Annotated in this window: 11 protein-coding genes, 1 tRNA gene and 1 pseudogene; 4 read left to right on the top strand and 9 right to left on the bottom strand. The window is 61.7% G+C overall.

The window, feature by feature from the left end; translation table 11 throughout:
- The first annotated feature begins 253 nt into the window (after positions 1 to 253).
- The 4 genes from BLJ79_RS21975 to BLJ79_RS23175 all read left to right on the top strand — a co-directional run bounded on the left by BLJ79_RS21975 (position 254) and on the right by BLJ79_RS23175 (position 2899).
- Positions 254 to 754 carry an SRPBCC domain-containing protein gene (locus BLJ79_RS21975; protein ID WP_071216950.1) on the top strand — a complete coding sequence of 167 codons (501 nt, stop codon included), beginning with the start codon at positions 254 to 256 and terminating at the stop codon, positions 752 to 754.
- Between the two features lie 70 nt (positions 755 to 824).
- Positions 825 to 2207, top strand: coding sequence for an FAD-binding oxidoreductase (locus BLJ79_RS21970; RefSeq protein ID WP_071216949.1), 1383 nt, complete (start codon positions 825 to 827; stop codon positions 2205 to 2207).
- 71 nt (positions 2208 to 2278) lie between these two features.
- Positions 2279 to 2355 (top strand) — tRNA-Pro (locus tag BLJ79_RS21965).
- A 160-nt stretch (positions 2356 to 2515) separates the two neighbouring features.
- Positions 2516 to 2899: a hypothetical protein gene (locus BLJ79_RS23175; RefSeq protein WP_139195021.1), complete on the top strand. Its 384-nt coding sequence runs from the start codon at positions 2516 to 2518 to the stop codon at positions 2897 to 2899.
- A gap of 405 nt (positions 2900 to 3304) precedes the next feature.
- Here BLJ79_RS23175 and BLJ79_RS23995 read toward each other — a convergent pair.
- The 9 genes and pseudogenes from BLJ79_RS23995 to BLJ79_RS23160 form a co-directional block, all read right to left on the bottom strand.
- Positions 3305 to 4111: pseudogene (locus BLJ79_RS23995) on the bottom strand (recombinase family protein); the annotation flags it as partial.
- A 2-nt stretch (positions 4112 to 4113) separates the two neighbouring features.
- Entirely contained in the window at positions 4114 to 4761 is a 648-nt protein-coding gene (locus BLJ79_RS21950; protein WP_071216946.1) for an ImmA/IrrE family metallo-endopeptidase, read from the bottom strand.
- 30 nt (positions 4762 to 4791) lie between these two features.
- The gene (locus BLJ79_RS21945) at positions 4792 to 5175 is read right to left on the bottom strand and encodes a helix-turn-helix domain-containing protein (protein ID WP_071216954.1); all 384 of its coding nucleotides are present in this window, start codon (positions 5173 to 5175) and stop codon (positions 4792 to 4794) included.
- A 124-nt stretch (positions 5176 to 5299) separates the two neighbouring features.
- Positions 5300 to 5884 carry an antirestriction protein ArdA gene (locus tag BLJ79_RS21940; protein ID WP_071216945.1) on the bottom strand — a complete coding sequence of 195 codons (585 nt, stop codon included), beginning with the start codon at positions 5882 to 5884 and terminating at the stop codon, positions 5300 to 5302.
- Between the two features lie 101 nt (positions 5885 to 5985).
- Entirely contained in the window at positions 5986 to 6303 is a 318-nt protein-coding gene (locus tag BLJ79_RS21935; RefSeq protein WP_071216944.1) for a YlcI/YnfO family protein, read from the bottom strand.
- Between the two features lie 86 nt (positions 6304 to 6389).
- Positions 6390 to 7388: a DNA-methyltransferase gene (locus BLJ79_RS21930; RefSeq protein WP_071216943.1), complete on the bottom strand. Its 999-nt coding sequence runs from the start codon at positions 7386 to 7388 to the stop codon at positions 6390 to 6392.
- Complete coding sequence (locus BLJ79_RS21925) at positions 7381 to 8355, bottom strand: replication-relaxation family protein (protein ID WP_083411554.1); 975 nt, start codon at positions 8353 to 8355, stop codon at positions 7381 to 7383. The genes BLJ79_RS21930 and BLJ79_RS21925 overlap by 8 nt, the downstream gene beginning before the upstream one ends.
- Positions 8352 to 10526 carry a type IV secretory system conjugative DNA transfer family protein gene (locus BLJ79_RS21920; protein ID WP_071216942.1) on the bottom strand — a complete coding sequence of 725 codons (2175 nt, stop codon included), beginning with the start codon at positions 10524 to 10526 and terminating at the stop codon, positions 8352 to 8354. The genes BLJ79_RS21925 and BLJ79_RS21920 overlap by 4 nt, the downstream gene beginning before the upstream one ends.
- Positions 10519 to 10725: a hypothetical protein gene (locus BLJ79_RS23160; RefSeq protein WP_096254327.1), complete on the bottom strand. Its 207-nt coding sequence runs from the start codon at positions 10723 to 10725 to the stop codon at positions 10519 to 10521. Before BLJ79_RS23160 ends, BLJ79_RS21920 begins: the two co-directional genes overlap by 8 nt.
- Positions 10726 to 10775: the final 50 nt, after the last annotated feature.

Here is a 10775-nt window from a genome sequence, read left to right as displayed (position 1 = left end):
TAAGACCCACCGCGCCGATGGTACTGCACTCGGGAGGGTGTGGGAGAGTAGGTCACCGCCGGACACCCTGTCCCGGAACCCCCAAGCCWSWGGCTTGGGGGTTCCGATGCTTAACGCCCGTTCCCGGCCCCCGGCACCCGCCGGGGGCCGCACCCGCTTAAGAACCGGCACCCGGCCGGCCCCGCGGGAACCAGGGCACCGGACCGGATGTCTCGCAAGCGACCTTCATGGCCAAAGCCGTTAGGGTTGAGGAATGGACGGACTATTTTCACACGCGGCATCAGCCAATGAGCCAAGCTCCCAAGACGGTTACCACTTGCCGGAGCATCGGCATACGGTGAACGTTCCGGTATCAGCAGACCAGGCATTTGAAGGCTTCTCCGAGTACATCCACCTCTGGTGGCCTGTAGGCAAATTCTCGCAGTTCGGCCCGGGCAGCCATGTGACCTTCGAACGGGGGAGTCTGCTTGAGGAGTCTGAAGACGGAGACCAGCACCTCTGGGGCAAGGTCGTTCACCTCGAAGCACCAGATAGCATCGTCCTGGACTTCACGCTCGGCATGGAAACAGCCCCGCCCACCCATTTGAGCCTGGAATTCCACGAACAAGGCAGCGGAACCGAAGTGGTCCTGACACATGACGGTTGGGCTTCCGGGGAGATCGGCCAGCAGCAATACGATCGGTACACGGACTGGCCCGAGGTCCTCGAGTATTATGCTCGCTTTATGGGAGCCGGCGGCCAGGCCGAGCGCTAAGCCCCCTGACACAGACGGCTGTGTACCCCGTGACGTCACAGCCATAGCCAAGATGCTTCGAAAGGGCGGCATGAGCCAACAAATCGCCGATGTGGCGTTGATTGAAGACCTGGTCCAGCACATCGGTGAGGGAGCTGTATCAACCGACCCCACGGTGCTTCAGTCCCACAGCCACGACTTCGGGAAGATCGTCGACCACCAGCTGCCCTTGGCCGTGGTCTTTGCCGAGCGCGTGGAAGACGTCCAGGCGGCCCTGCGGCTCGCCTCGGCGGCCGGGGTCAGGGTTGTGCCGCGCGGGGCCGGGACGGGCGTCTCAGGCGGCGCCCATGCAGTGGCGCGCTGCATCGTGCTCTCACTCGAACGCATGAATCGGATCCTGGAGATCCGCGCGGAAGACGAAGTGGCAGTGGTGCAGCCCGGAGTCATCAATGCGGTGCTGAACAGGGCCGTCGCCAAGCACGGTCTCATGTATGCGCCAGACCCGGCCAGCTACAAGGAATCGACCATCGGCGGAAACGTGGCCACCAATGCCGGAGGACTGCGTTGCGCCAAATATGGGGTCACCACCGACTCGGTCCTTGGCCTGGAGGTCGTGCTGGCCGACGGCACCTTGATCAGCACCGGGCGAAACACCTTCAAGGGTGTCGCCGGCTACGACCTGACCTCGCTGTTGGTTGGCTCGGAAGGTACCCTGGCGGTTGTCGTCTCCGTGACCGTTCGCCTGCGTTACCTCAGTGAAAGGACCTGCTCCATCGCCGCGGTGTTCACGGATGTCGTCCAGGCTGCGGCCGGGGTAGTGGCGATCGCCCGGGTGCGCGTGCAGCCGGCGATCCTGGAGTTGCTGGATATCGGGACCATGCGTGTGCTGGATGCGGCCTACGGCTCGGACCTCAGCGCCCGCGGCGGCGCGCTGCTGCTGGTGCGTACGGACGGACACGGAGCGGAGATCGAGGCAGGTATCGTGCGCTCGGCGCTGGAGGGCCTCGGGGCCCAGGTGAGCGAACCCGACGACGAGGAAGCCGTGCGGTTGATCGAGATGCGCCGCGCCAGCCGCGGCGATGGCCAGGACGACCAGTACCGGGTTGGCGAGGACATCGCGGTGCCCCGGTCGGCCATGGTCGACTACATGGGGACCCTGGACAGGATTGCGGCCAGCAACAACGTCATGGTGCGCATCGTCGCCCACGCCGGTGACGGCAACCTGCATCCCACCTTCTGGGTGGACCCCGACGACGGAACCGAGGGCGTGGCCCGGCTCGATGCAGCCCTTGACGAGTCCATCCGCGCTGCGTTGGAGGTGGGCGGAACCATCACCGGTGAGCACGGCGTGGGCACCGTGAAGCGTGGATGGCTGGCGTGGGAACAGTCCGAGGAAGTGCTGGAACTGCAGCGAAAGATCAAGGCTGTCTTCGACCCGCAGGGCATCCTGAACCCCGGCAAGGCGATCGTGTGATGTAGAGCCAACGGCTTCGATTAGGTGTTGGAGTGAAAAGTCGGTAAACTTTTTATTCGTTGGTACAACACCGGGATATGGCGCAGCTTGGTAGCGCGCGTCGTTCGGGACGACGAGGTCGCAGGTTCAAATCCTGTTATCCCGACCAGAGTAGTTTTATTCGAACCATGGTTCGAGTAGATCCACTTCAGTTCCAATAACAGAGATGGCGTCGAGAAATCGGCGCCATTTTTGTTGCCCCGAGGTTGGGCATTCAATATGTCTGAAACGGTCAAAATCGGCCCATTTTGGGACGACGGGGTCGATACTTGGGACGACTCGTTCGATGCCGTTTTCAGGCCGGAGAACGCCGCCTGGGCGGCCATGATGTCATCAAATGGATGATTCAATTCTGCGGAGACCTTCCCGTCTTCGGCAACGCGGAAGAAATGATAGAAGGATTCGTTGAGAATCCGTCGGACCTTATCCGGGGCAGCATGGTAATAGCGCTGAGTGTCAGTGACTTGATCCAGTGCCGCCGCGAGCAACTTGCCGCCAGCCGCAATCTTGCCCTCGACGTTCGCCAGGCTGTCTTCGATGCGGTTCTTCTGCTGTGCCAGCTCGAACAGCTTCTCGCGAATCTTGCTGGTTGGCAGTGTGCCGTCGGCGGCGAGGTCAACAATACGAGACTCTTTCCGCACGATTTCGGATAGCTGGTTACGCAGTGCGGCGTAGGTGGCCTTGATATCTTCCTGTTCGCTGTCGAGCGCCGTCGTTAGGCGGTTTCGAATGTCAGCTTCGAATGTAGGCTCAAGCTTGAGCCGAGCGTATTCGTCAACGACACTATCTTCGATTACGTAGGTTGGAATGTACCTGGTGTCGCAAAGGCCTTCCTGCTTGGCCCGGCAAAAGAAGTACTCATGAAGTGAGCCGCTGCGACCCTTTGCCTGAACGTAAATCATTCGGCTTTCCCTGCCCAGCACGTGGCATTTGTGGCAAAATAGCATGCCCTTCAGATAGTGGTTGTGGACGCGGTCGCGAGTTCCGGCACCACTGCGTGCGCTCATGACTTCTTGAACTTGATCGAATAGGTCCTGGCCGACAACCGGTTCGTGTCGACCCGGGTAGATATCTCCCTTGTAGACCAGGAAGCCGACGTAGTAAGGATCCTTGAGCATGGTGTGCAGTTTGCTTGCAGACACCGGCTGTTCGGGGTAGCGGGTGGTTCGTCTCGACGTGAGCCCGAGATCGGCCATGGTGGCTTCGAGCCGTTCGATCGAATAGTTGCCCGTGGCATACAACTCATAAGCCTTCAGGACAAACGGGGCGCGCTTCTCGTCAAGCCCGATGCTGTTGATCATGCGCCCTTCGATGTCCTTGCGGATGTTGAGGTATCCGAGTTTGGCTTTTGTCAGCGTGCCGCCGTTTATAGCCTTGTTGCGCATCTTGATCCGGATGTCTTCGCCGCTGAGCTGGTTCTGCACTTGGTTCATGATGTCGGTGACCGCTTCCATGGCTTCGGCGTAGGTGCCTTCGCCGAAGTCCTCACGGGCCGAGAGTAGCCGGACGTCGAGCTTATCGAGGTGACGGCGGGTAATCGCGGCGTCAACGAAGTTGCGGAATGCGCGTGAGCGGGCATAGACGATGACGTAGTCGACATCGCGGTTATCGGCCAGGAATGTCATCATGGCCTGGAATTCTGGGCGCTTTTCAATCGTCTGAGCCGAGACGCCGGGCTCGACGAACTCATGGACGATCTCAGCGCCAAGGGAGCTAGCTTTCTGCTCGCAGATATCGCGCTGGGTGGCTATTGAGTTGCCGTCCTTGTCGATGTCGCTGGCGGTCTCGGTTTGCTTCTTACTGGAGACGCGCAGGTAAAGGACGGCCTTGCGTGGGCGCAGGGCCTCGATGTCGTTGGTGGTCATGGTCAGACTCCTTGTAGTCGGGTGCGATTGTTCGTGGCGTATTGCCATGGACGGGAAAATGGTGTGCTGGTTGGCAGGCAGCGTGGTGTCGGTTCGGTGATGCCGGTCTGGCGCAATCGAACGACGATGGCGATCTCGGATACTTGGAAGTACTTGGCCAGATCGGATGGTCGCTGCATGCCGCCGTAGTAGGCGCGTTTGAGGAGCATCTTCGGCACAAGCAGGCATCCGGCAAAGTAGTCGGCGGCCTGCTCAGCTTGCTGCGCGGCGCTGACATCCTTCGTCCCCAGATAGAGCTGGTCGGCCCGGTTGTGGTCGATGATGTGCTTGTATTCGTGCGCCAGAGTGAAACGTTGGCGGCAATAGCTTTCATGCTTGTTCAGCTGGATGATCCAGGCGCTGCCGTTCCAGAAGCTGGCCCCGGAAACGGGTGCTTCGACGAGTTCGATCTCGATCTTGGGAAGTTCGGCGAGGAACTCGACGGGTACCGGGCCTTCGGTGAGCTGGTGGAGCTGTAGCAGCCGGATGGCTTGATGTTCGGCGACTTGTTTGGCTTCAGCCAGTGAATGCACTGGACGGCTGGGAATGAGCGATCGGAGGGTGGACAGGACGCTGCGCTCAAATGGTGATGGGGTGCTGATGTTAGTCATGGCTTCTCCTTTCGCTGAGAATGGTTTGGGTTATTCGTCCTCGCCGGGTGCGGGGCCGCTTGTGGTGTCGATGCCGTGCCGGGTGGCCACAGCCTTGAAATGTTCTTCGATTTCGCGGACGGCACTTTCGGGCATGTCCTTGAACTTGGTGCGCAAATAGGGTTGCAGCGTGGGGAGGTCAGAGCCGCGCAGGACACGGGATTCGGCCAGTAGGTTGGTAAGCGGGATCTGCAGGACGTCGGCGATCGAGCGGAGGTTGTCCATGCGGGGGCTGCCGATCTGGCCAAGCTCCAGGCGGGTAATCGTTCCCTTGGCGATCTTGGCCCGCCTGGCGACTTCGCTTGCGGACAGGCCAAGTTCTTCGCGGCGTTCGCGGATGGCGTCCGCCAGTTTTTGTATGTCGTGGTCTTGCATGTCGGTGGTCTCCAATTTCTGTCCGTAGTATGAACCGGTCGTTCATTTTGTTCAACGGTTTAAGCGAATTCCACAACATCTATTCCGTCAAGGCAGGAAGTACTGCCTTATCATTCGACGTTCGTCAGATATGGCCGTTGAATACGTAGATTCCCACGTCTGATTCGACGAAATAGATTTCGCCACCGTGGCGCATATCTTCAGCCATCTGTTCAGTGTCAATGCGGACATACGACTTCAAGCCCTCAGGTACGTGCTCATCGATGCGGCTGCGCCAGTCCAGATCTTCGACGATCTGCTCGGCGTAGGCCGTCAGGCTGGCATATTCTCCGAGGTAGGCGTCTTCGAAGTAGTGCCACTCTTCGACGTCCAAGCCGGAGTAGTCGACCCAGGCGGCGAAAGCTTCGCCGTGCTTTTCGATGCCTTCGGCCAGCGTGGCCACGTATTCGATGGACTCGTATTCGCCCAAGCGCTTGGTGCCGAATCCTTCGTAGTCGTGAATTGCCCATTCCTCAGGCGCGAACTCCTTCGAGCGGGCGAGGATGGCGGCGATCTTTTCATGGATAGCGTCGGCTCCAATCGTGGCGTCAATCCAGTCACCCAGTAGCCGGCCGTTGTTGTAGTCGGCCAGTGAGGCGATATAGATCGAGGGTGTGGTGTGGGTGCTTTCGTGCTCCGGTTGTGCGCCGGGTGTCTGTTCGTGGTTCATATGGTTCCTCCCTTCAAAATTGGTGGTGTGCCCGGCAGTGCCAGCGGAGAGAACCCAAATGGATTCGTCTCGCGCTGGCACCTGCCGGGAGGGTGGCTCGATTACCGTCCACGCGCCGTGCGGGGCTTTGCCGGGGCCTGTTCGTTGCCGAACAGGCTGGCGATGGCCTCGCGGCGGGCGGCTGCCTCACGTTCGATCTCTGCCATGGCCGATTCGGCCTGCGAGACCAGATCGGTGTTGGCCTTGACCTGCGCGATGTGCGCGGCCAAGGCTTGGCGGATCTCTTCGGTGAGGGTGCTGCCACGCAGCTGGGCGATGAGCACCAGCTGGGTGTGGATGTCGGGTTCGAGCCGGACGGCCAGCGTTTTCACGCTGCCCTGGGTGTGACGGTCGATGCCGTCAACCGGTGGTGTCGTCATGACAACTCCTCGGTGCTTGCGGTTGGCGAGGTTCCGGGATGGAACCTGACTCACCAATCCGCATGGCACCGACGAGTGCCATCGGCTCATGACGTGGGGGATGCCCGGGCGGTAGTGATCCGCTCCAGTGCCTCGCGGGCGAAGTCTGGATTTAGTTCGATACCAACCCACTGGCGGTGTAGACGCTCGGCGGTCACAGCGGTGGTGCCCGATCCCATAAACGGATCAAGCACGATCCCGGGCTCGGTGCCGTCCTGGTGCGTGCACGTGGCGGCGAGTGCCAGCCGGGTGGCTGTTTCCCCTAACCGGCGCAGCGCTCTCGTATGCGGTCTTTTACAGGTAATGCAGCGCGCCTCTGGCACGCCTGCCAGGATGCAACGGGTGGCAAGCGGCTCTGGGAAGGTGGCGTGATGACTGCCCTTGCCCGCCGCCGTGGCGATACTCCAGACGTCGCCCGGGTTTTTGCCCAGCGGGTGCCCGACAACGCCTCGAGCCTTCATCGCAGCCAGCCCCGTGGTCGAGTCCGCATTGGGGCCGCGCCAGTGCTCCTTGGCTGGTCGCCGGGTTCGATCCGGCGGTGGCGTGCCCGGCTTGGAGCAGTGCGGGACTCGGATACTGTCCAGGTCGAAGAAGTAGCGTGATTGCTTGGCGAAAACGTAGATCACCTCGTGGGTGGCTGTCAGCCGGTCGCGGACGCTGGTCGGCATCGGATTCGGCTTGGCCCAGATGATCTTGTTGCGCAGGATCCAGCCATCTTCTTGCAGGAGTCGGGCAACACGTTCGGGAGCCAAAGCCAGGCTTTTGGGCGGTGCCCCTTGGCGCGGATGGGTGACGTAAGTGTCGCCGAGGTTCAGCCAGAGCGTGCCGGTTGGCACCAGGAGGCGGTGGATCTCCTGGGTGATCTGCCGGATAGTGTGCGCCCATGCGTCCACCGATTCCTCCATCCCGAGCTGGCCGGACGCGTCGTAGTCGCGTAGCCGGAAGTACGGCGGACTGGTCAGACACATGTCGATGCTGCCGGGTGGCAAGGTGCGCAGGGTTTCCAGGGCATCGCCGATGAGTAGCTGGTTGGCCGGATTAGTCATGGTGCAACCCCTGAACCAGTGCCTCGGCGGTGTCCTGAAGTGCCAGAATTCGGTACAGACTCATGGCTGTGCGGTGGTTCCGCTCGATGGCATCTCCCAGGGCTTTGCGGCGCCGGAGCGCGGTGGTCGTGCGGTAGGCGTCCATGGCCCAGATGACCTGTGGGAAGCCGCCGAACTGGCGTTGCTCGCTGCCGGTTACCCGGTAGTCCTCATATGCCAGCGATTTCCCCAGCAGGGTTGGCAGGCTTTCATGACCCAGGTCGACTTCGATGAAGAAAGCGCTCACCTCGTCGTCCCCGACCGATGCGGCCAGTTCGATATAGAGATCTGGTCGCAGGACTCGGGGGACACCGTACCCATCTTGGTAGGTGCGGGTGGCGTGGTGTTCGGGGTCGTTCTTGACGACTTCGGCACCGTGGGTTCGTGCAGCGTCCATGACGGCGATGGCCATGTCCGCGATCGCCAGGGTGTGGTCGAGGAAGCGGGCGGATGGTTCGTCGAAGCGCCGACGAGTCCGTGCCTGGGTGCTGCCACGTTGGATGCGGTCTCCGGCGGTATCGACGTAGTATACGAGCCCTTCGGAGCCTGCTCGGATGCCACCGATGCGACGATCCAGCACACCCAGGATGCGCAGGCCGCGTAGCCGGGCCAGAACCCGTCGACAGGTACGAGACGCTGATTCGGGTGATGCGTGGTCGGTGAAATGCAGGGATTGCAGATGCCGTGCGCTGAGGAAGCGGTAGCGTTCGACTGATCCCAGGATGGCCAGGTCGCGGTCACTGAGACTGGTGCGAATATCCTCAAGTCGACGGTTGCTGATACGTGGCCCCGTATGTGAGCCGGTGCTTGGAAGAGCAACGGTATTCGTCGCCCCTGTCGTCGTCCTTTTGCCGCTAGCCTGCGGGTTCGGCTGTTCCCGGTTCGACTCGGTCGGGTAGTCGGCCGGTAGTGGTGTTGCGTCGCTCATGAGGTGCTCCTTCGGCGTCGTCCGCCCGAGCCGTTGTTTTCCTGCGAGCTGTCCAGGACTTCGAGCAGTCCCTGTTCAATGGCGTCGATGGGTTGTCCGTACTGGCGGCGGCTGCGGGCCTTGATATCTGCGACGTTGGCAGTTTTCTTTGGGGTGGTGAGTGTCCTGCCCGATGCCCAGTCGGTGACCGTTCCCTGGTGGACGAGTTGGGCATAGAGATGGCGAGCCGGCAATGCCGCGAAGTCCTCGGCGTCCAGTCCCGGGGCCATGGCAGCGGCGGCGCGAGCGTCCTTGGCTGCCAGCTGGAAGAACACGCGGGAGCGGCAGTTGGCTTCGAATGCCGAGCGCATGGTGACCGGCAGCTGATCCAGATATTGGTGAGCGACGTGGAAGGCGGCACTCAAGCTGCGGGACGTTGCGAGTGCATCCCCAAGATCCGTCGGCAACCGCAAGTAGTCCTGCACCTCATCAAGGTAGATCATGACGGTGTCGCGGTCTTTGGGGTTGATCGAGGCGCGCTCTTGGATGGCTTGCCAGAGTTCCGCCACGACCAGCGCGCCGAGTAGTTCGGCGGCTTCCGGGCCGATTCTTCCCTTTTGGAGTGGCACCAGTAGGATCTTGCGTTCGGTGAGAACCTGACGGATGTTGAAGCGTGGCTGACGTTGGGCCACCACCTGACGCAGATGCGGATCCAATAGCGGGCGCAACTTGTTCAGTAGTGGAGCCGTCACCTGGGCACTGGCTTCGGAGGAGAGACTGTTGAACCAGTGCCAGAACGGCCCGGCCGAGAACGGGTCGCTGCGGGACATCTGATGGGTGACCGAGCGCCGGAAGCCAGGATTGGTGAGCAGCACCGGCAACATGGCCAGGCTGGCATCTCCCCGCGTAGCCAAAGCCAACAGGCTTTGACGCAGGATGTCCGAAGATCGTGGCCCCAACCCATCGGCCCCATAGAGAGCCTTGAACGTACCGAAGATCTGATCGGCCACCAGCGCGGGGGATCGCCCGTGCAGGTCGAGTGGGTTGATTCCCACCGGCTCACCGTCGAGTGGATCGAGCAGCACAATGTCATCTCGCCGCGCATCAGGGACAAGCTCCAGGACGTCACGGATCAGGTCCTTGGGTTCGATCACCACCAATCCACGACCCGCCAGCATGTCATCACGGATCATGCTCAGCAGCAACGAGCTCTTGCCGACGCCGGTTGGCCCCATGAGCCAGAGGTGGCGTCGGCTGTCATCCGCCGTGATGCCGAGCCGGGTTTCGGTTGATCCTGGGGCGGTTGCCTGGGCAATGATGCGGTGGCCTTCACCGGCGGCGAAGGACGGTCGTACCTGGCGAGGATGGATCGGTGGCAGGCCTGGGTATGGGGTGTTTGTGCTCCCTACCGGCCAGCCACTCAGGAGCCCGGTTTCGGTAACCGAGAGGCGCTGGGCGGGAGTAAAGAAGGCCCACGCCGATGCTGGATCGTTGATACTTGCCGCCTTTTCACGGCGATCCTGCAGGCGCAGACCAGGAGCCAGAAGGGTGCGAAAGGCACCCACAACGCGCTGGAGCAGCTCCTTGCGACGGGCTTCGTCTACCGCGTGAACGCCGATGCGAAGCACGGCGGCAAAGCCGTATTCGGACTGCTTGACTTCGACCTGCCGCGTGACCTGGCTGCGTTGTTCGGGTTGGCTGCCTGACAGGACAAGCGAGCCCATACCCTGGTCGACGCGCTGAATCCGACCAGATACCAGGTGCGGTGCCAGTCGTGGCCCCAGCACGATTTGAGTCACCAGAACCTCGGAGCCTCGCAGGCCGGACAGGCTGGCCAGAATCGACCGGGTGCTGCCCTCGGTATCACGGGATTCCAGGCTGCGGATTGGTTGGTTGACGATCAGGCGCCGAGCCATCCCCGTCTTCCCTCGTTCGGTACCGTCGTCAGCCACGATGGTGCCGGGCACCAATTGTTCGATGTCCCGGCGGATCATCGCGGTGTGACGGCGCTGGGTGGCCACCAGGTAGCGGGTGCCGGTCTTGGTGGCGCGGGTTTCGAGGATGATCTGTGGGGCGTGCGTTTGGGCGGCCCAGTGGCGCAGCAGGTTCACGGTGTGGGTGTTGTCCAGTGGTTGTGGCCAGTAAATTTCCTGCCAGACGAGCTGGCGCAGGGTGCACTCCCGGTCAGTCATGACGGTCTCCTCGTGGGCGCAGATTCGTTTCGTGCTGCGCCTGGGCTTCGCGCTCGGCTTCGGCCTGTGCCATGGCAATGACGGCGCGGCTGAGCTTGCGCAAATCTGGCTTCTCGCGCTGGACGCCGTAGACGACGACGCGGCGATCCTGACGTGGATTGGTGGCGCGGCTGCGGCGCGGTTTCTTCTGTGTAGGCATGATGATTTCCCTCCTTTCAGTCGGTGTTGTGGTTGAGCTGACAGACGATC

Origin of the sequence: Arthrobacter sp. UCD-GKA, from assembly GCF_001863355.1 — a bacterium.
GTDB lineage: Bacteria > Actinomycetota > Actinomycetes > Actinomycetales > Micrococcaceae > Paeniglutamicibacter.
Note: the sequence above shows the minus strand (reverse complement) of the source record. Positions and strands in the feature narration are given on the sequence as shown.

Excerpts from the sequence above, each read along its gene's own strand:
- BLJ79_RS21975 (WP_071216950.1), top strand. The coding sequence starts at position 254 with ATGGACGGACTATTTTCACACGCGGCATCAGCCAATGAGCCAAGCTCC.
- BLJ79_RS21945 (WP_071216954.1), bottom strand. The coding sequence starts at position 5,175 with ATGCAAGACCACGACATACAAAAACTGGCGGACGCCATCCGCGAACGC.
- BLJ79_RS21970 (WP_071216949.1), top strand. The coding sequence starts at position 825 with ATGAGCCAACAAATCGCCGATGTGGCGTTGATTGAAGACCTGGTCCAG.
- BLJ79_RS21925 (WP_083411554.1), bottom strand. The coding sequence starts at position 8,355 with ATGAGCGACGCAACACCACTACCGGCCGACTACCCGACCGAGTCGAAC.
- BLJ79_RS21950 (WP_071216946.1), bottom strand. The coding sequence starts at position 4,761 with ATGACTAACATCAGCACCCCATCACCATTTGAGCGCAGCGTCCTGTCC.
- BLJ79_RS21920 (WP_071216942.1), bottom strand. The coding sequence starts at position 10,526 with ATGACTGACCGGGAGTGCACCCTGCGCCAGCTCGTCTGGCAGGAAATT.
- BLJ79_RS21940 (WP_071216945.1), bottom strand. The coding sequence starts at position 5,884 with ATGAACCACGAACAGACACCCGGCGCACAACCGGAGCACGAAAGCACC.
- BLJ79_RS21935 (WP_071216944.1), bottom strand. The coding sequence starts at position 6,303 with ATGACGACACCACCGGTTGACGGCATCGACCGTCACACCCAGGGCAGC.
- BLJ79_RS23160 (WP_096254327.1), bottom strand. The coding sequence starts at position 10,725 with ATGCCTACACAGAAGAAACCGCGCCGCAGCCGCGCCACCAATCCACGT.
- BLJ79_RS21930 (WP_071216943.1), bottom strand. The coding sequence starts at position 7,388 with ATGACTAATCCGGCCAACCAGCTACTCATCGGCGATGCCCTGGAAACC.